At 33.5% G+C, this 18,568-nt stretch carries 19 protein-coding genes; 4 read left to right on the forward strand and 15 right to left on the reverse strand.

The window, feature by feature from the left end; genetic code table 11:
- Nucleotides 1-196 precede the first annotated feature (196 nt).
- Entirely contained in the window at nucleotides 197-1,603 is a 1,407-nt protein-coding gene (locus tag TY19_RS05275; protein ID WP_042280740.1) for an MBL fold metallo-hydrolase, read from the reverse strand.
- Between the two features lie 188 nt (nucleotides 1,604-1,791).
- On the opposite strand from TY19_RS05275, the gene TY19_RS05280 reads away from it, so the two are divergent.
- A complete protein-coding gene (locus TY19_RS05280) occupies nucleotides 1,792-2,373 on the forward strand; it encodes a lipocalin family protein (RefSeq protein WP_226988485.1) in 582 nt (193 codons plus the stop codon).
- Nucleotides 2,374-2,397: 24 nt separating this feature from the next.
- Here the strand turns inward: TY19_RS05280 and TY19_RS05285 are convergent, their stop codons facing one another.
- The 11 genes from TY19_RS05285 to TY19_RS05335 all read right to left on the reverse strand — a co-directional run bounded on the left by TY19_RS05285 (nucleotide 2,398) and on the right by TY19_RS05335 (nucleotide 13,327).
- A complete protein-coding gene (locus tag TY19_RS05285; RefSeq protein WP_042280743.1) occupies nucleotides 2,398-3,120 on the reverse strand; it encodes a hypothetical protein in 723 nt (240 codons plus the stop codon).
- Between the two features lie 33 nt (nucleotides 3,121-3,153).
- The gene (locus TY19_RS05290; protein WP_148300638.1) at nucleotides 3,154-3,891 is read right to left on the reverse strand and encodes a hypothetical protein; all 738 of its coding nucleotides are present in this window, start codon (nucleotides 3,889-3,891) and stop codon (nucleotides 3,154-3,156) included.
- 447 nt (nucleotides 3,892-4,338) lie between these two features.
- Nucleotides 4,339-4,581 (reverse strand): hypothetical protein, encoded by a 243-nt coding sequence (locus tag TY19_RS15240; RefSeq protein ID WP_148300639.1) that lies wholly within the window; start codon nucleotides 4,579-4,581, stop codon nucleotides 4,339-4,341.
- Between the two features lie 574 nt (nucleotides 4,582-5,155).
- Complete coding sequence (locus TY19_RS05300; RefSeq protein WP_042280747.1) at nucleotides 5,156-5,590, reverse strand: thioredoxin family protein; 435 nt, start codon at nucleotides 5,588-5,590, stop codon at nucleotides 5,156-5,158.
- A 148-nt stretch (nucleotides 5,591-5,738) separates the two neighbouring features.
- Nucleotides 5,739-6,377 carry a ligase-associated DNA damage response endonuclease PdeM gene (gene pdeM, locus TY19_RS05305; protein WP_042280749.1) on the reverse strand — a complete coding sequence of 213 codons (639 nt, stop codon included), beginning with the start codon at nucleotides 6,375-6,377 and terminating at the stop codon, nucleotides 5,739-5,741.
- The gene (locus TY19_RS05310) at nucleotides 6,377-8,791 is read right to left on the reverse strand and encodes a ligase-associated DNA damage response DEXH box helicase (protein ID WP_042280750.1); all 2,415 of its coding nucleotides are present in this window, start codon (nucleotides 8,789-8,791) and stop codon (nucleotides 6,377-6,379) included. Before TY19_RS05310 ends, pdeM begins: the two co-directional genes overlap by 1 nt.
- Entirely contained in the window at nucleotides 8,778-10,370 is a 1,593-nt protein-coding gene (locus tag TY19_RS05315; RefSeq protein ID WP_042280751.1) for an ATP-dependent DNA ligase, read from the reverse strand. Before TY19_RS05315 ends, TY19_RS05310 begins: the two co-directional genes overlap by 14 nt.
- Nucleotides 10,367-11,371 (reverse strand): ligase-associated DNA damage response exonuclease, encoded by a 1,005-nt coding sequence (locus TY19_RS05320; protein WP_042280753.1) that lies wholly within the window; start codon nucleotides 11,369-11,371, stop codon nucleotides 10,367-10,369. Before TY19_RS05320 ends, TY19_RS05315 begins: the two co-directional genes overlap by 4 nt.
- A 26-nt stretch (nucleotides 11,372-11,397) precedes the next feature.
- Nucleotides 11,398-12,264, reverse strand: coding sequence for an SDR family oxidoreductase (locus TY19_RS05325; protein ID WP_042280754.1), 867 nt, complete (start codon nucleotides 12,262-12,264; stop codon nucleotides 11,398-11,400).
- A gap of 111 nt (nucleotides 12,265-12,375) precedes the next feature.
- Nucleotides 12,376-12,900, reverse strand: a complete 525-nt coding sequence (locus tag TY19_RS05330; RefSeq protein WP_042280756.1) for a ferritin-like domain-containing protein — start codon at nucleotides 12,898-12,900, stop codon at nucleotides 12,376-12,378.
- 190 nt (nucleotides 12,901-13,090) lie between these two features.
- Nucleotides 13,091-13,327, reverse strand: coding sequence for a hypothetical protein (locus TY19_RS05335; protein WP_042280757.1), 237 nt, complete (start codon nucleotides 13,325-13,327; stop codon nucleotides 13,091-13,093).
- Nucleotides 13,328-13,917: 590 nt separating this feature from the next.
- Between TY19_RS05335 and TY19_RS05340 the strand changes: the two genes are divergently transcribed.
- Both TY19_RS05340 and TY19_RS05345 read left to right on the forward strand, forming a co-directional pair.
- On the forward strand, nucleotides 13,918-14,406 hold the full coding sequence (locus TY19_RS05340; RefSeq protein ID WP_042280758.1) for a ferritin: 489 nt from the start codon (nucleotides 13,918-13,920) through the stop codon (nucleotides 14,404-14,406).
- 78 nt (nucleotides 14,407-14,484) lie between these two features.
- Nucleotides 14,485-15,102 carry a DedA family protein gene (locus tag TY19_RS05345; RefSeq protein WP_042280761.1) on the forward strand — a complete coding sequence of 206 codons (618 nt, stop codon included), beginning with the start codon at nucleotides 14,485-14,487 and terminating at the stop codon, nucleotides 15,100-15,102.
- A gap of 135 nt (nucleotides 15,103-15,237) precedes the next feature.
- Here TY19_RS05345 and TY19_RS05350 read toward each other — a convergent pair whose 3' ends face one another.
- Nucleotides 15,238-16,239 carry a class I SAM-dependent methyltransferase gene (locus TY19_RS05350; RefSeq protein WP_102035392.1) on the reverse strand — a complete coding sequence of 334 codons (1,002 nt, stop codon included), beginning with the start codon at nucleotides 16,237-16,239 and terminating at the stop codon, nucleotides 15,238-15,240.
- 18 nt (nucleotides 16,240-16,257) lie between these two features.
- Nucleotides 16,258-16,824 (reverse strand): dCTP deaminase, encoded by a 567-nt coding sequence (gene dcd / locus TY19_RS05355; RefSeq protein ID WP_042280763.1) that lies wholly within the window; start codon nucleotides 16,822-16,824, stop codon nucleotides 16,258-16,260.
- 142 nt (nucleotides 16,825-16,966) lie between these two features.
- On the opposite strand from dcd, the gene TY19_RS05360 reads away from it, so the two are divergent.
- Nucleotides 16,967-17,236 carry a GIY-YIG nuclease family protein gene (locus tag TY19_RS05360; RefSeq protein ID WP_042280764.1) on the forward strand — a complete coding sequence of 90 codons (270 nt, stop codon included), beginning with the start codon at nucleotides 16,967-16,969 and terminating at the stop codon, nucleotides 17,234-17,236.
- Here TY19_RS05360 and TY19_RS05365 read toward each other — a convergent pair.
- Nucleotides 17,233-18,225 (reverse strand): hypothetical protein, encoded by a 993-nt coding sequence (locus TY19_RS05365; protein WP_158383144.1) that lies wholly within the window; start codon nucleotides 18,223-18,225, stop codon nucleotides 17,233-17,235. The genes TY19_RS05360 and TY19_RS05365 overlap by 4 nt on opposite strands.
- Nucleotides 18,226-18,568: the final 343 nt, after the last annotated feature.

Consider the following 18,568-nt stretch of genomic DNA (forward strand, 5'->3'; position numbering starts at 1 on the left):
TGAGGCCTTTTTATTTACATCTAAATTTTATTTTAACTTAGTTATTTGCAACTTACATTAATTATTCAAATTTATAATTGATTAAAGTTTGATAAATAGAAAATCATTAAGAAATAAGTGTTTAGCTCACCCTGAACAGAGATTTGTGTGGTTGAAAAAATTGTTAGGAAAGATATTAAATAAGCAGCCTTATTTTTTATTCTTTATCAGAAGTAATTATAGGAAATTCAAGGTCGCTCCAAGCTTGCATTCCTCCTCTTACATTGACAACGTGATTAAAGCCATATTTTTTTAGTAGGGATATTGCTGTAGACGCGCGTATTCCAGATCGGCAAATGACTGCAATTAAACGATTTTGAGGGATTTTATGCATATATTGATAAAGATTATTTAACTCCACGTGATAAGCATCTGCAATATGGCCCGAGTGCCATTCTGATGTGGTTCGTACATCTAAAACAAAAACATTTTCTTTCGGGTCGTGCAATCTTTTTGCAAGTTCTTCTGGGGTTAGATAACTAAAACACTCAGTACGATTCATCTTTTTTTCTGCGTCATCTTTTAGTACAAATAAATAAAAGGGCTGATCAAAGCCAATTAAGCGCAATTGAGACACGATATCATTCATTTGATTTTCACGGTTTGTGATAATGATCAATGGGATATTATGGGGAATAAGCCATCCCGCCCATGAATAAAAAGAAGGTGTCATAGGGATATTGACGGACCCTGGAAGATGAAATCGCGCAAAAAGTTCTGGATAACGAACATCTAATAAAAAACACAAATCCAAATCTAAATCTCTTTCAGAACAGACTTTTTCAACTTTTAGTTCACTCAATAAAGGTGGATTAGAGACATTTATTTTTTTCATGAGAGAAAAATAGGGAGGAATTGCAGGCAAATCTTGACTAATAATTTTAATCCATTCTGTTTCTTCAATTGGATTTAAATAAGGATTACAAGTTCTCTCGTAACCTAAAGTTGTTGCGTCTACTCCTCCAATGTTTTTACCACAAAGAGAGCCGGCTCCATGTGCAGGAAAGACTTCAACCGAATCTGGTAAATGAGCAATCCTGACGAATAAGCTTTGATAAAGCTCTTTAGCAAGAAAGTTAAACGCATTTTCTCCTAATAAATCCGGTCTTCCTACACTACCTACAAATAAACAATCCCCGGAAAAAATGAACCAGGGAAGATCATGGCTTCTTGTTTCATCATAACAAATCCACATGATATGTTCAGGCGTATGTCCTGGCGTATGCAGAGGTTTTAAACGAATAGATCCGAATGACAAAACATCTTCTTCTTTGACAATATGATCAGCATAAGCGGGAACCCAATGTTCTCCGCCAAACCCCGAAGAATAAATAATTGGAGCATTTTTTAATTGAAATTTTAATTCTCTAGCCCCGGAAATGAAGTCAGCATGCACATGCGTTTCCAATATAGCTTTGATGTGCATTTCAGCGTTTTCAGCAGCCATAATAATCGGAGTAACTATACGAGTAGGATCTATCACGACGCATTCTTTGGTCGTTTCATCTCCTAACAAATAAGTATTAATCGCCAGGCCGGGAGTGTAAATTTTTTGAAAAAACATATATTAACTATAACATTTGTGGAAAAATTAATGGTTTTTCACAGTATTTACTACACTAACCGTTTACCATAAATAGATTTTATCTGAGCATAATTTCGAGAGAATTTTATATTTTATACATTTTGCTTTAAATTAACGTTATTTTTCGATAAAAAATCGAAATGATCAATAGTGATTTAAGGATAGGCATGATGAGACATCATTTTTTTGTAATTCTATTTTCTAGTTTTTTTCTTTATTACCAAAATATTCAAGGAATAGAATATCCTCCCTTTCAAACAGTTTCAAATGTCGATTTAAATCGTTATATGGGCACCTGGTATGAAATTGCCCGTTTAGATGAGCCATGGGATAGAGGATGTTATCATAACCCAATGGTTATTTATACAATGCAAAGTGATGGAATCATTCAGGTTGTTAATCAATGCGATATAAATAATTTTTTTAAATCTGTCCAGAGGGCAGAAGGAACAGCCGAAATTATTGATAAACAAACGCAAGCAAAGTGGAAAATCACCTTTCCGGCTACAGAACAGTATAAAGGATTACCTATTGGAGACTACTGGATCATTGTTTTAGCAGATGATTATAGTTATGCAGCTGTTAGTGATTCTAATCAAAAACATTTGTGGATATTAAGCCGCACACCCTTTTTACCTGAAGTTATTTATAAACAAATTTTAGATAAAGTTGTTCTTTTGATGCCGGATTTAAACATTTTAAATGTATTTCGAGCCAAACAAGATTCTTCTGCTAAAGCAACAAAATAAATGCTGCTTTAGTTAACAATACCTCTACATATTATATCGGTTAGGATCATTGACTCTTGGAATATTATCAATAAGGTAATTGACAAATTCTTTCCATTTCTTTTGTTTGATATAAGGAGTAATTTTATTAAAATCGACTCCGATTTTACGAGAGAAATCTCGAATATATTCATCTTTCAGATTATTTTTTTTAAATTCTTCATTTAAGCTAGTGACATTTCCCGCTATAAATTCATTCCAAATCGTTCTATTACGGATTGCGTGAACTCCGGTCTTCAGCTTTTCATCTGTAAAAATGACCTTTAAAAAATTAAGTGGATGTACTTTATCAATACGTTTTCCCGCATCTTGCAAGTCTGAGCGTAAACTGGCTAAACTAAGCAATGATTCGTAAGCCAGGCTCGTTACAATAAAATCGATATCTTTTCTCTCATCTTTGGAAACTTCCGCATAATAATCACGATTTGTAGTGCTTTTTCTAATCAATACATCGTTATTAGAGACAACAATCGTCAACGCTAAATCATTTGAAAGAAATCCTTCAGGCTGGATATTTTCCAGACTGTTTTTGTAGTAGCATTCAAGCCAATCGATCACATCTGTAAACTTATCCTCTTGAGCAATAGAAAAGTTAGCAAGCCGCCCTTCCGAATCGACTAAACTAATGTTTCTGCCACAAACAAAGCTTGGTAAATATCCCGCTAAAATAAACGTATAAAATAAAAAGTTTTTATATTGTTTATACATATTTTTCCTTGTTCGAATTTAAATTTTTTAAAATTAAAATAAATAAAGCAGCTTTAAATTTGCCCCATACAAATTGAATTTAGTTTCAATAAAATCAAAGGGAAAATTGATTCGATATCCATAATGTCGATATTCATAAAACGGAACTAAGCTAACAGACACTTTTTTTTGAGAAAAACAAGTAAAATAAGTCATAGGTAATTCAACACGATATTGAACTTTTTCCTCATATTTTTGATGAATTTTACCAAATTCAGAATCATGCGTAATCGTATGATGACTATCTAAAATGTACCTAGCTTTAAAATTTATTCCCATCCTAAAATTATCTGTAAAGTCTAAATGAGATAAAAATCCAATAGGAATATATAAGAAACTATTGTAAAAATGAAATCGAAATGGTGAAGGATGCTTATATTCATTCTTTTCCCAAAATTTCCCTACACCAATGTAAGGGGTAAAAGAAGGCTTCCACCCACAATTTGACGCTAAGGTATAACCAATTCTTTCCTCAATATTGATATCAGTCAAAATTGACTTGATTTTTTCTTCTCCCAATTTCCCTTTCATAGATCCTTCTGCATACAAAAAATCTACGCCAACATAAATTTTATCTTTTTTAATTCGTTCATAACCAAGCCTAACACCGTAGAGGTAACCATCTTGTTTAGCGCCTGCTTTTTTTGTTCGTTCAACGTGATATATTTCAGGGCCAACAAATATTTGATCTTCTTGATTTTCATAATAGTCTGCTCTTAAAGAAGCAAACAAAGAACATACACCCAAGAGAAAGAAGAGGAAGAAATGATCATTTTTCATTGTAAAACCGATTTTTAATAATTCAAGGATATGTAGGGCGATTTTGTTATCGCCACTTTCGCTTAATATTACTCTGAAGTCGTTAGCAGGCGAAATTTAATTTATCAAAGCTCTCATCTAAGAGTGCACTTTTGACAAATTTTTTATTAATTGTCAATTACAGCATATGTCCCAAATCAAACCAATCTAAAAATATTAATTATTCTGATTTTTTTATGAAATTTATTTTATAAACATGGGAAAAAATGGAAAGAATAAATTTTATTTTAATTTTTAAAATGAAATTAATCTATGAAAGAAGGAAGGTAATAGAGATAAATTGGCATAAAATATGTCATAAATTGTTTTTAAATTGATATTGACAGGTAGAAAGCATCTACCTGTCAAAAAAGCTAAATTTTAACGTGCATCTTCACATCTTAGAGCACAGGCAGCTGGCGCACAAGGAGTTCCACAAATTGGTCTGCTTGTATGTTTGTAGTAATATTTTGGGGCATGTTTGCAGCAACGTTCACAAGTATATTTTGGAACGTAGCGGCAATTTGTTGTATAGCAGTATTTAGGAACTTGATGGCAGCTAATTTTAGAATAGTATTGTGGAATATATCTGCAGTATGTTTTTTCATAGTACTGGGGAACCATACGGCAATGTTTCTTTTGAATGAATTGTGGAACATATTTGCAGTGCCATTTATTGTAGTAGCATGGTTCATATTTGTAGTACAAAGAGTAGCAATCACCAACTGGCCTTTCCGTAAGTGCGCAAGCATCTGAATTATTTGCACCATAAAAAGCTTGTTCACCTTGGCTTTGGTAATTGTTATCCCTCTGTGCTACATTATTGTAATTATTGTCAAGGTTGCCTTTGTTATTTTGTGCGAAGCTATATGATGTTGTGAAAAAACACAAAAATAGAGAAAAAAATAGCACTACTTTTTTCATAAAAACCTTTTTGTTGTTTATCATTGATTTGAGCACCTGGTATTACTTCCTTTGTAAAGGACTAGTGCATATCTCAATCACTTGTTTTACGCAAGCAATGTATGCTAGAAAAAATAACCTGTTAATCTCAATCTGAATTTTTTTGTAATTTTAATCAAAAAAAACTTTACGTTAATTAAAATTTTTCAAAAAGTATTCACAGAGAGAAGAAAGGTCTATTAAAAAAAGAAGTTAAAGTAAAAATTTTAATTTGATAAACCTATTCATATTTAGGTTAATTTAATTGATTTATCCATGCAAAAATTTGAGATTCCAACTCTTCTCGAGTATCTATTTCATCAGTTTTATCCATAACGATCCCTGAATCAATAAATATAAATGTAGGAAAATAGTTGATATCAAAAGAATCAGCTAAATCAGTTTCTTCATCATAATTTAATTTAGCAAAACGGATAGATTCTTTAAAGCTTTCGCTAAACGTTTCCAAAATAGGTTGAAAGCGACAGCAACACCCACACCACTCTGCATAAATCATCAAAATAACAGGTTTTTCTGAAAATATCAGCTGTTTAAAGTTATCTTGAGTGACTTCAACAATCGAAGAAGCATTAAGATCGCAACATATTTTATCTTTAACGGTTTTTATCTCGCTATAGACCGAGGCTGTCAGGCAAACAAAAAGGCAAAGAAGATAATTTAAAACTTTCATTTTTTCATCTCGGGATTAAAAGTTACGATATGGCATCTATTTAAAAAAATCATAGAAAATTTATGACAATTTAAATACCCACCAAAAAAATGTAAAATATTTTATGTAGGTGAAATCTTTTGTCTTTCCAACAAAGTAAAAAAGAAAATTAAAGTTTAATTACCGAAGAATCCACGATACCAAAAATGTTACAATTTGAGTTTTTTTTCACAAATGAACCTCCAACAAATTCGCTGAAAGCAGGTAAAATACCAAGCTTAGGAAAAATTTGAAAGCAATGCAAACTTAAACGATCATGTCTACTTTTTAGCTCAATTTTTGGATGAAGATGGCCTGACCAAACAAACCAGGGTTCTTGTAAGCAAGGAATATGACAGAAATAGAATGGTTCCATCAAGAAATGATTAGCATGAATGTGAAACGACCAGGTTTTAGGCAAATGTTTAACAAGGTTTTTGTCATGATTACCCATGACTAAATGTAAGTCACAAGGCAGCATTTTTAACCAATCAGTAAACGTATTTTGCACATATTCAGACAAACCACTCGTCGCGTGAATTAAATCACCCACAACAATACAACGATCTGGCTGTAGGTTCTGTATCAATAAATTGAGTTGGCGTAAATCTGCCTCCATACTTCCGTCCGGAATAAGTATGCCTGCTTTTCTAAACGTGGTAGCTTTCCCCAAATGAATATCCGCGATTATCAACGTTTTTTGTTCTTCCCAATAAACTCCTCTTTGAGGCAAAAAATGACATGTTTGATTTTCAATGAGGCATTTCATCAGAACCAACTATTTTGAATTTGCTTAATTCGCTCTGTTAAGCTTTCTGTAGATAAAGTGTCACTAACGCGTTCTACAAACAACTCCAATCCAAAGGGGCTAAATTTTTTGAGTTTTTTTATCATTAATTGAGCTTGAGATAAACGTGTTAAACAATTTTTTAGCTGAATTTTTTCAAATTGAATATCTAATACTTCCCTTTTAGCTTGCTGTAGCAGCAAATTATTTGCGTCATATTTTTGTAAAACATCAAATAAAAGGCTACTGCTGATTTGTACTTGTCTATTTGTTTTATGTTTGTGTGGATAACCTGGAAAGATTAATCCTGCAATTCTAGCAATATCTCTAAAATATCTTTTTCCAATTTCTTGGGTATTAATCAATTCCTGGATGTCTTCATTCATATATTGAGTTGAAAAAAGTTCCGTTGTTAGCATTTCTTCCTGGAAAGACTTCCGGCTCAGCAATTCAAATCCATAATCATTTGTACTTATTGTAAAAGTTTGAGACGCTTTTTTTGATAAACGATGAGCAACTAACAAAGCAAGGCCTTGATGAATAATTTTACCTTCAAAAGGATAAACAAAAAGGTGCCATCCTTCCTGAGACTTTGTTAATTCAATCAAAAGCTGTTTTGTCGTAGGAAGATACGAAAATTTTTGTTGTAATTGAATGATTTGATCTAAAAGAAAGTTCTCTTGGTCGGACGAGTTAAGCGATATTTTTTGCTCACATACTTTTCTTAGCTCTGCTCCTAAAGACGTTGAAAAAGGAAGACGGCTTCCTTTCCAAACGGCTGCATGTTTTTGCTTATGTTTGGCTAAACGAACATAAGCTGTCATGTCTCGATATTGAACTAACTGTAATTGTTTTCCCCCAAAAAGAAAATGATCCCCAGGTTTTAAATTCGTCAAAAAAGATTCTTCTATCATTCCAATCGCTTTTCCTTTGGCCCATTTAACGATAATTTGAGAATCAGAAGAAATGGTTCCAATACTCATTTTATGCCGACGAATCAATCCTTTATCTTCAACAATGTATTTGTCATTTGAATAAACTAGCTTTTTATATTCAGGGTAAGCTTTTAAAGAGTTTCCTCCCGATATTAAAAAATGCAAACAATCTTCAAATTCTTTCAAACTCAAATCTTGAAAACAAGCTGTTGTTTTTATCTGAGAAAAAAGTTCGTCTTTTTGAAAACCTTCTCCAATTGCACATGTCATCATGTGCTGCATTAAAACATCATAGCAATTTTTTAAAGGCAAACGGCTTTCAATGTGATGTTCTTTAATAGCTAGTCGATAAGCTTGAATTTCGATTAATTCTAAGGCATGTGTAGGAACAACTTCAATGTAACAAGGCGTAAGGGGGCGATGAGAAGAGCGCCCAGCTCTTTGAAGAAGTCGTGCAACACTTTTAGGGGAGCCAATTTGAATGACTTTTTCAACCCTTGGTAAATCGATTCCTAAATCTAAAGAAGAGGTGCAAACAACAAAACGAATCGAACCAAATTTAATCCCCTCTTCTATTCCTTCCCTTGTTTTTTTATCGATGGCACTATGATGAATGGCTATTAAGTTTTTCCATTCAGGTCTCGCCTCTAATATCGCTTGATACCATCTTTCTGTTTGCGAGCGTGTATTAGTAAAAATAAGAGTAGATTGATTGAAGTTTAGTCGATTTAGAACGTAAGGGAGTAATCGTAAACCCAATCTTCCTGTCCACGGGAGCTTATCCAAAGATTCTGGCAATACAGCTGTTAAGATGACTTCTCGTTCCATTTTTGCATTTACAATGATGGGACTGCGATCAACTCCTACACAAACTTGTGCAGCTTGCTGAATATTGCCAATTGTCGCGGTTAATCCCCAAATTTGTACGGAAGGTTTCCAAGCTTTTAATCGAGATAGACAAAGCTCAAACAAGACGCCTCTTTTAGAAGCTAACAGCTCATGCCATTCATCGACAATAATGGACTGTAGATAGCTAAATTGAGAAGTTGCGTGACCATTGCAAAGCATCACAGCCAAACTCTCAGGAGTCGTAATCAAAATTTCTGGGGGATGTTTATTCTGCTTTTCTTTTTTTATATAGGAAGTATCTCCTGTGCGCCTTTCGACGCGGTAAATCAATTTTAAATCATCAATAGGAGCTTTAAGAGCGCTTTCCAAATCTTTTGCTAAAGCCCTTAAAGGAGTGATGTATAAGATTTGAATTCCTTTTTTGGGATCTTCATGAAGCTTAGAAAGAGCTGAAAGATAAGCAGCATATGTTTTACCAGCTCCTGTCGGAACAGAAATTAACCCACTTTTTCCTTCTAAAAATTTTAACCAGGCTTCTTTTTGAAAGGGAAGGGGTTCCCATTTTTTAAAATTAAACCATTGTTCAATGAGTGAATGCTTAGGAAGAGTCATGTAAAAACGTTTTTATAATTGTTTCTAAATCATCGCATTCTTGATAAGGTTTATCAGTTCTCCATCTTTTGATGCGAGGAAATCGTAGAGCTATTCCTGATTTATGGCGATTAGAACGTTGTATCCCTTCAAAAGCGATCTCAAAAACCTGTTCTGTCTTTACTTTTCTAACCGGGCCAAATTTTTCTTCGGTATGCATTCGGATCCAACGATCTAACTTGTTAATTTCCCCTTGATCTAAACCAGAATAAGCTTTAGCAATGGGAATTAATTCATTTTGATTCCAAATACCAAAAGTATAATCTGTAAATAAATTAGCCCTTCTACCTGATCCAGCTTGAGCATACATTAAAACAGCATCAATGACCATCGGATCAATTTTATACTTCCACCAATTTCCTTTTTGACGTCCTACACCATAAAAAGAGTTTCGCTTCTTTAACATCACTCCTTCTGTCCCTTGTTGTCTAGCTAAAGCTCGTTTTTCGCTTAACTCTTCCCAGTTTGAAAAAGAGATTTCATCCGAAATGAGAAGCTGTGGGGATTCAAGGTTCAAACATTTCAAAACGTCTCTTCGATCGCCCAAAGGTAATTTACGAATATCTTCCCCCCGATATTCTAAAACGTCATAAATCATTAAAATTACTGGAATATTTTTTTGCATACTTTTCGACACATTTTTTCTTCCAAGTCGTTTTTGTAATTCTCCAAATGCTAAGGGGCGATTCGATTGATAAGCAATCAATTCTCCATCTAATACCGTTCCGTCTGGAAGATGTTTGCAAACTTCCATAATTTCGGGAAATTGCGAAGAAACTAATTCATTTCCTCTTGACCAAATGCCACATTCCTCTCCCCTTTTGACAACTTGTGCTCGGATCCCATCCCATTTCCATTCTGCTAACCAATCAAACGGATTTTCTAATGACTTTAAATCGCCTTCAAAAGGATAGGCCAAATAAAAGGGATAAGGATTTAAATATTGTTTACGATCATCTGTGATACTCAAACTAGCAAAAAATTCTGCTGTGGGTTCCCAGGTTCCCATTACATGCTGACTTAAAATTTCACGAGGAATTTCTAATGCTTGGCTTAATCCTTTTAATGTTAACAAAGAAGAAACACCAACGCGAAAAGAGCCCGTCAGTATTTTGTTAAAAATAAAAGTCTCTTTAGTGTTCAGTTCATTCCAGTAAAGAAAAATCTGCTCTTTTTGTTTTTCTTCTAGAAGACCTTGAAGTGGTTTGATTCGCATTTCCATCCATTCGGAAAGGGTCAGTTTATTTTTAATTTCTTTTTCTTTAAAAGGTAATAATAAAGAAATTGTTTCCGCTGTATCTCCTACGGCTGCATATGATTCTTCTACCAACCAGTCGGGAAGTTGCAAAAGTTCCTGACACCACTTTAATAATTTCTTTCCACTAATTAATCTTTTTAAACGATGACCGCTTAAAAAAAAAAGAGCCCATGCTCCATCGGCTGATGAAGAATCAGCAAAATATTTTTGAATATACGAGACTTTTTCATTCGTTGATTGCGTTTGATCAATCTGTTCAAAAAGAAGTGAAAAATTTTTCATTGATCCTCACTCACTAAAGTAACATCTAGCCCCTTTAACTCTCTGGCATCGAGATTTTGCGTTTCGCGTAAATATTGAGCCAACGTAGAAGCATTCCCATGAGTAGTTAAAACAATTTTTGCTTGTGTTTGTGAGATTGTTTCAATCAATGCTTTCCAATCTGCATGATCAGATAAAATAAACCCACGATCTAAAGCGTGGCGACGCCTTGTTCCCCTTACTTGCATCCAACCGGACGCCAAAGCTGTCCGATAACTTGGAAAACGTTTCAACCATGGAGTTCCCGCTGCCGATGGCGGAGCTAGTATAAGTTCTTTAGAAAATTTCATCCCCTTTTCACCTTCCGAAACAGGCTTAAAACGAGCCATTTTGATTCCCATTTCTGCATAAATTTTTGACAATGAACATATAGCTCCATGCAAATACACAAAATTTTCTTGATCTGCTAACATCGACAAAACCCGTTGTGCTTTGCCAAGAGAATAACAAAATAAAATAGAAGGGCAATCATGAGCAGCATTTTCGAACCACCACTCTTTGATCTGTTTGGCAATGGTGTGACTATGAGGCCATTGATAAATGGGCAGGGCAAAAGTAGATTCAGTGACGAAAATATCACATTCAACTACTTCAAATGGTAAACATGTTTCATCTTTTGCTCGCTTATAATCACCCGATATAACTGTGACACAGCCAGGTGTTTCAATTCTTACTTGCGCCGATCCTAAAATGTGCCCTGCTGGATGCAATGAAACCCATGTATTTCCAAGTTTGATTTTCTGGTTATATGTTAAAGCTTCGCTTTTAAACTCGCCTCCAATTCTTTTCCGTAGAATTTTAATCGTTTCATCGGTTGCAATGTAGTGTCCATGACCAGCATAAGCATGATCGCCATGCGCATGCGTGATGATGCAACGAGAGACTGGTTGCCAAGCATCAATAAAGAAATCTCCGTCTGGGCAATATAAACCTTGTTTAATGACTTTTAAAGGAATTTCCATATGGGAGCCTTAAATTCCAACTTTTTTTAACCATTAATAATTTCTCCCCCATTGGGATGCAAAATTTGTCCTGAAATATAAGAAGAATCTTGAGAAGCCAAGAAGACATAACAAGGGGCTACTTCATCTGGTTGTCCAGCTCGCTTCATAGGAACATTAGAACCAAAAACAGAAACTTTTTCTTCAGGAAAAGTTGAAGTAATTAAAGGTGTCCAAATAGGCCCTGGTGCCACGCCATTGACCCGAACTCCTTTTTCAACTAATGATAAAGATAAAGAACGAGTAAAAGCAACAATAGCTCCTTTAGTCGCTGAATAATCAATTAAAGTTTTCTTTCCTTTATAAGCCGTAACAGAGGTTGTATTAATGATGGTCCCTTTAACCTTTTCTAAATGGGGAAGTGCAGTTTTGGTCATAAAAAATAAAGAATAAACATTCGTTCTGAAAGTTTTTTCTAACTGCTCTTCAGTAATATCTTCAATAGAATCTTGCGGGTGCTGTTCAGCCGCATTATTGACTAAAATATTGAGTTTTCCAAAAGCTTGAATCGTTTCTTTTATCGCGGATTGGCAAAAACTATTTTGACCAATGTCCCCTGCAATTAACAAACATTTTCTCCCTTTCTCCTCAACAAGCTTTTTTGTTTCTTCCGCATCTTTATGTTCATTTAAATAGACGACTACAATGTCAGCTCCTTCTTTTGCAAAACTAATCGCTACTGCTCTTCCAATCCCGCTATCGCCTCCCGTGATAATGGCTACTTGATTAAATAATTTACCGCTTCCTTTTAAATCTTTTTTCTCATCTTTAGGTAAAGGATACATTTTAAATTGTTCACCAGGAGGAGTTTGCTTTTGAGGAGGAAATGTCTTTTCTTTTTGTTTTTCAATCATCAGAATCTCCTAAATTTCGAATAATAAGTTTAGAATGAGAGGACTTTTTACAAAATAGAAGGCATTTTGTAAAAAGTCCTTTAAGAAATAAGCTTTAATTTTATTTATGCATTATTTTTTTACTTCTGCAGCTTCAGCATTGACTCCCGATGTAAAAAATGAGCCTTCTCCAAGCTTTGTTAATTTTTTATCCGCAGCCTTTTCTTCATCAAGTGTATCTTTAAGAAGATCTCGGATTTGGCTATTCAACTGAAGATGTTTAGCAAAGCTACACAGCGTTCCATAAGAAGCAATTTCATAATGCTCAACTTTTTGTGCAGCACTGATAATAGCTGCATCTAATGTAGATGATTTTTCCATAATTTTTGTGAGCTCTTCTCCTTCTTTCAATATTCCTTCCATCGCTTTACAAAGTTTTTCTTTGGCTGGTAAGCCCATTATCTCAAAGATTTGTTCCAGACGAGCTACTTGAGTTTTTGTTTCTTTCAAATGATCCATGAGTGCTTCTTTTAATTCAGGTAAAAAAGCTGATTTAGTTAATTTGGGCATGGCCTCTGTAATTTGCTTTTCTGCACTATACATGTCTTGCAATTCATCAATAAATAGTTTATGTAAGCCAGTTTGTTGTTGTTTCATTGACCTATCCTTTATGTTTTTATGTTATCCATCAAAAGGAATCGAGATTGAATACTTGCTTAATAAAAATTCAATCGTGAAGAACTTTGAATCGATAACGTTCCTTAAAGAAAAACAGATAGGAAATCAAGATTTCCTATCATTTATTTTTTACAACATTATTTTTTTATTTAAGAAAGATGAATGAATATTAACTTTCATTGTTTTGCTCATCAGTATTGCCTTGATAATCATTTCCAGAAGAAGTTTTGTTCTCATCGTGCTCTTTACCCCAACGAGCTTCCGCCCCTCGGCGACCTGCTTCTTCGCGGCTCATAGGATGATGCAGGCCTTTTTCCTCATAACGAGTTTGGGCATTTTTTCTGTAATTTGAACTTTGAGAATGGTTTTGACTGGATTCTGTCTGACGATTAGTTTTATTAGCCATATGTTACCCCTTTTTTTAAAAAAGAATGTACTCAAATGTTAAGCAACTAAAATAAATAAAAGGTCTTATTCAAACTTGAATCGACAAAATTAATGGAGCTCTATGGATAAGTTTTTTTCTGAAAAATAATCTAATATTAGCTCTTATTAGTTTTTTAGCTTTTTTAGATAATACATCACTTTTATAAAAACTTTCTTAGCTATTGGCCCTTTCATAGCAAAGTTAAAACTTACTATTTAGGATTTGTCGTTCACCGTTCATTTAAAACCTATACAAATTTAATTGCAATAATCGTCAATGTTTTTTTTCAAAATTTAGGAATTTTCATTTTATATAAGTTAAAATTGCCTTTCAGAGCTATTTTTAGCCATTTTATTCAAGAATGCTATTAAATTTTATTTTTTTTATTTATTTCAGAAGTTTGGTATAATTAACTAATCTGCTAAAGTACTTTTTTGCTAAAAAATTAATTGCCTATCTAGATGAAGTATATTTAATTCAAAAAACAAATTTATAGATGAATGATAAAATCATTATAAATACGTTTAGAATGTAGCAAAAAATCATCTATAATCATAAGGAGTTTAGTTATGAACGACAAAATTTATACAGCCTTAAATGAGCAAATCAAGCACGAGTTTTATTCCTCTTACCTTTATCTTTCTATTGCATCGTATTTTGATAATATTCCCTTAGATGGATTTGCGAAATGGTTTCGTAAACAAGCTGAAGAGGAACATGAACATGGGATGAAGTTTTATAATTATATCATCGATCGAAATCTTCATGTAGATCTTCAACCAATTGATAAACCTCCTGTTAAATTTAATTCTATTGAAGAGATTTTTAAACTCGCTCTCGAACAGGAAAGAAAAGTCACGCATTTAATTTATCAAATTTATGAGTTAGCGGTTCAAGAAAAAGATCATGCAACACATATCTTTCTCCAATGGTTTATCACAGAGCAAGTCGAAGAAGAAAAAAATGCTCAAGATAATTTAGACCAAATTATATTAATTTGTGATGACAAAGCCGCCTTGTTTGTGATTGATCAAAACTTCCAAAAGAAAATTAGCTAAAAAATTTGATTAAGGAGTGTATTTACAAACATACTCCTTAATCTTTACTCTCTTTCCCAGAACTTTAAAGGATTTTAAATGGAACATGTCAATCTTGATGCCTTAATACCATGGCTTGAGCAATATGGAGTTTTTGCTCTTTTTGCATTATTAGCTCTTGGAATTATTGCTTTTCCTGTTCCAGAAGAAACACTTTTAGTTATCAGCGGAATTTTGATGAAAAATGGAAGTTTAAAAATTACAGAAACCATTATCGCTTGTTTGGGAGGAAGTGTTTGCGGAATTACTGCTAGTTATTTACTAGGCTTAAAAGCAGGCATCTATTTTTTTAATCGAGCAGGAAAATGGTTTGGATTAACCCAAAAACATCTCGATAAAGCACATCAATGGTTTGAGCGTTTTGGAAAATGGGCATTATTTATTGGTTATTTTATTCCGGGTGTCAGACATTTTACTGGTTTTTCAGCAGGTATGTCCCGTTTAGAATTTAAAGAATTTACTCTTTTCGCCTATAGCGGAGCCTTCGTTTGGGTTTCTAGCTTTCTCTCACTTGGTTACTTCTTTGGAGATTATGGCTTATCATTTTTCCACCATCTAGGGAAAGGTGATCAAACGACAATTTTCATCATTGTTTTATTAACCTTAACCTATCTTGTTTATGCTTTTACAAAAAAAAGAAAAAGTACTGTGAATTAAAAACCTACTATTGCCAAACCTAAGGCAATTATCACTCCTCATATTTTTAACTTTTTTAAATGGATATTGATCAAAAATAAATAAAAGCTTGGTCATCTCTACCATGAATAACATCTGGTATATTATCAATTTTTTTTAAAAATCAGCTTTCTTAATGATTTTCCAACATCGGTGTATCTTTGAGTCATGAAAATCAATAGGGATGGTTTTATGAGAAACATCTTGGATTAAACAAAAGGGAAATAAGGTTTGATTAAAAGCAAATTTGCGAAAATTCGTACTAAAAAAAATGACACCATCTTTTTGTAATAATTTTAAGGCTTTAGAAAGCATTGATACATAATCAACTTGGATATCAAATAGTTGATCCATTTTCTTAGATCGAGAAATGGTCGGAGGATCAATCACGATGACATCGTATTGTAAGCTTTTTTTAATTTCGTCATCCAAAAATTTTAAACAATCAGCGCGAATAACTTCATTATTTTGAAGAGACAAAGAGTTGAGTCGGAAGTTATCTTTCCCCCACTCTGTGTATGTATTAGACATATCTACGCTTTTAGTAAAAATAGCTCCTGAAGCAGCTGCATGAACGCTAAAAGAACAGGTATAAGCAAAAAGATTGAGCAGTTTTTTATTAATGGAAGCCTGCGCCACCATTTTACGTGTTTCTCGATGGTCTAAAAAAAGTCCCGTATCTAAATAGTCGATAAGATTAACTTTGAATTGAACGCCAAACTCAACAATCGAAAAAAATTCTTTAGCATTTCCTTGCCTTTCATATTGGCGTGTTTCTTTTCGCTTAGATCTGGTCCGCCAAAAAATGAGATTTTCCTCCACATTAAAAATTGTTTTTAACGCATGAATCGTTGCCTCTTTTAATTCTTTAGGGGGATCATAATCATTATCATTGGCTGCTTTAGAAAAATAGTGAACACAAAATCGACCATCATAAAAATCAATCGCTAAAGGATATTGATGAATTTCTTTATCATAAATGCGAAAACAATTGGTTTGAGTGCGCTTAGCCCATTTTCGAATGTGTCGATAATTTTTTCGAATGCGATTCGTCAATGGTGAGCTTTTATCTTCTCCATCGACAATGGTAGGAAGAATAAATGAAGGGGTAGGATTCATTAAGGTTTCCATTATAATTTATAGTAAAGGCAACGTCAATGTCATTTGTCGATGATACTTCCCATTTCTAGCAGCATATGTATACAAACATTTCTCTTTTCCTTCAAAAAACAGGACTTGTGCAATTCCCTCTCCGGCATATATTTTGGCCGGAAGTGGTGTTGTGTTTGAAATTTCTAAGACAGCATATCCTTCCCAGCCAGGTTCGAATGGAGTAACGTTGACAATAATTCCACAACGGGCATATGTGGATTTTCCCACGCAAATCGTCAAAACATTTTCAGGGATGCGAAAATATTCCAAAGTTATTGCTAGCGCAAAGCTATTAGGAGGAATAACGCACACATCATTTTCTATTTTTACAAGACTTTTTGTGTCAAATTGCTTAGGGTCTACAATAGAACCGTAAACATTAGTAAATATTTGAAATTGGTTTGAGACTCGAATATCGTAACCATAAGAGGAAACTCCATAAGAAATAATTTTCTTTCCATTCTCAAATCGCACTTGCTTATCTACAAAAGGCTCAATCATTTTCTCTTTAAGACATTTTTCTATAATCCAATTATCCGAACAAATACTCATTGCAATTCCTAGTTAAGATATTAACAATTCGTTTCAGTGTAAAAAAATCTTCTGCTCTTGTCACTAGTAAAAATGAAAATTTTAATGGTATGCTAGATTGTTTATCCATTAATGTCGCACTTTTTATCTAGGAAGTACGGAAATGACTGCTAACAACTGGGAAGTTTATATTATCCAAACGCGTTCTGGTAAGCTTTATACAGGAATTACAAAAGATATTGAAAGGCGATTTAAAGAGCATTGCGAACAAAGCAAAGGAGCCCGTTTTTTTAAAATATCAGAACCAGAAAAAATCGTATTTAGAGAAAAACAACTTAATCGATCTGAGGCTACAAAACGGGAGATTTCTATAAAAAAAATGAGTCGTCAACAAAAAATAGAATTAATTGAGCACCAAACTAATGAGAATTAAAAATAATCTTGTCTAATAATTGTATTAAAAAGAAGTTTTTGATCCTCTTGTTTGAAACACACAATTTCAACTGGCGATAAAGAATAGTTCCAAGCCATTTTCTCTTGATTTAATTTTTTAATTTCAAATTCAGCAAGTTTTAAACTAGCGTTTACTTTTTCTATAGAATCGAGTGTTAGAATTAATTGTGCGCGCTTTTTCGAATTTGAATATTTATCAACTAGGATTCTATCGATATAAGGAGCATCGCAAACAATCTCTCGCGATCTCAGGGCTTCTGCACTTTGGCAAAGAATTAACCACTCTTCCTCCGAGTAAATTGGTAAATTTTCCTCTCGCATTAAAATAGCATACAAAGCTTCCATGAATCGAAAAAAACCAGGGGTTGTTTCTCCTTGTTTCGTAATATGTTGAAAAGACTCTATAAGGCATTCTTTCAATGTAGTCAATCCGTCAAAAGATTTAAAAGAAGGGTGCTCAAAGATCACAGCGAGATTGACACATACACGGTCCCAAGCTAAATAGAGGGTTAAATCATGAATAGTATGATAAGGATCTACTTGTAATAATTTTTCATAATGATTTAAAGGAGCTGCAAATAATTCTTTAACAAGAGGAACCTGAATAAGATCTCGCTTTTTCTGAATTTGATTGAGAAGAAACGTTTGGTCTATTTGAGGCAGGTTTTTTACTTTTGTCAAACAATCGATAAAAACTTGATCATATAAACAAGTTAACAATACTTGTTGGTCATTTTTATTTAACATGGAGAGCAAAAAGTTGTGAAGAGCATCTTCTTCATTTAATGGATGGAAGGACCTAAATAATGCTTCTAAATCGATAAGTTCTAAAAAAGACGGCCAATTTAAATGGAGCTGAAAAGAGTCAATTTCTAAGTTTACACTTGCTTGCTTATAAGCTTCTAAAAAAGCGTTAAATTCTTCTTCTTCTTTAAAATGATTGATCGCTCGAATTAGGTTATTTGTCATATATGCTTTCATAAAAACCTTGTTGTTTTCCATTCACTCCATTCTATTTTTATTCTACAGATTATGAAAACAAAAATAGAGAATTTCGCTCGGTATTTTTTAAATGATTTATTATTTAAAAAATGATTGACTCTGTCAAGCAAACTAAAAGTTGCTACACCTAAGCTATCCTTCATAAAAGATGACATGCCCCACAAAAAGATCCAACAAAAAGCAACAAATCCTGATCATGCTATCCTTTAAAAAAGGAAAACAGTATGAACCTGAACTTTGGGTTTAGGTGTTTAGGCTTAAACAAGATACATAAAATTTGAATGACAAAAGACCTCAACATGATTTAAAA

Source organism: Candidatus Protochlamydia sp. R18, assembly GCF_000648255.1.
GTDB classification, from domain to species: Bacteria; Chlamydiota; Chlamydiia; order Chlamydiales; family Parachlamydiaceae; genus Protochlamydia; species Protochlamydia amoebophila.

Coding starts and splice junctions, on each gene's coding strand:
- TY19_RS05285 (WP_042280743.1), bottom strand. CDS start 3,120: ATGTATAAACAATATAAAAACTTTTTATTTTATACGTTTATTTTAGCG.
- TY19_RS05300 (WP_042280747.1), bottom strand. CDS start 5,590: ATGAAAGTTTTAAATTATCTTCTTTGCCTTTTTGTTTGCCTGACAGCC.
- TY19_RS05280 (WP_226988485.1), top strand. CDS start 1,792: ATGATGAGACATCATTTTTTTGTAATTCTATTTTCTAGTTTTTTTCTT.
- TY19_RS15240 (WP_148300639.1), bottom strand. CDS start 4,581: ATGGTTCCCCAGTACTATGAAAAAACATACTGCAGATATATTCCACAA.
- pdeM (WP_042280749.1), bottom strand. CDS start 6,377: ATGAAATGCCTCATTGAAAATCAAACATGTCATTTTTTGCCTCAAAGA.
- TY19_RS05365 (WP_158383144.1), bottom strand. CDS start 18,225: ATGACAAATAACCTAATTCGAGCGATCAATCATTTTAAAGAAGAAGAA.
- TY19_RS05315 (WP_042280751.1), bottom strand. CDS start 10,370: ATGAAAAATTTTTCACTTCTTTTTGAACAGATTGATCAAACGCAATCA.
- TY19_RS05350 (WP_102035392.1), bottom strand. CDS start 16,239: ATGAATCCTACCCCTTCATTTATTCTTCCTACCATTGTCGATGGAGAA.
- TY19_RS05325 (WP_042280754.1), bottom strand. CDS start 12,264: ATGATTGAAAAACAAAAAGAAAAGACATTTCCTCCTCAAAAGCAAACT.
- TY19_RS05345 (WP_042280761.1), top strand. CDS start 14,485: ATGGAACATGTCAATCTTGATGCCTTAATACCATGGCTTGAGCAATAT.
- TY19_RS05335 (WP_042280757.1), bottom strand. CDS start 13,327: ATGGCTAATAAAACTAATCGTCAGACAGAATCCAGTCAAAACCATTCT.
- TY19_RS05330 (WP_042280756.1), bottom strand. CDS start 12,900: ATGAAACAACAACAAACTGGCTTACATAAACTATTTATTGATGAATTG.
- TY19_RS05310 (WP_042280750.1), bottom strand. CDS start 8,791: ATGACTCTTCCTAAGCATTCACTCATTGAACAATGGTTTAATTTTAAA.
- TY19_RS05360 (WP_042280764.1), top strand. CDS start 16,967: ATGACTGCTAACAACTGGGAAGTTTATATTATCCAAACGCGTTCTGGT.
- TY19_RS05320 (WP_042280753.1), bottom strand. CDS start 11,371: ATGGAAATTCCTTTAAAAGTCATTAAACAAGGTTTATATTGCCCAGAC.
- dcd (WP_042280763.1), bottom strand. CDS start 16,824: ATGAGTATTTGTTCGGATAATTGGATTATAGAAAAATGTCTTAAAGAG.
- TY19_RS05275 (WP_042280740.1), bottom strand. CDS start 1,603: ATGTTTTTTCAAAAAATTTACACTCCCGGCCTGGCGATTAATACTTAT.
- TY19_RS05340 (WP_042280758.1), top strand. CDS start 13,918: ATGAACGACAAAATTTATACAGCCTTAAATGAGCAAATCAAGCACGAG.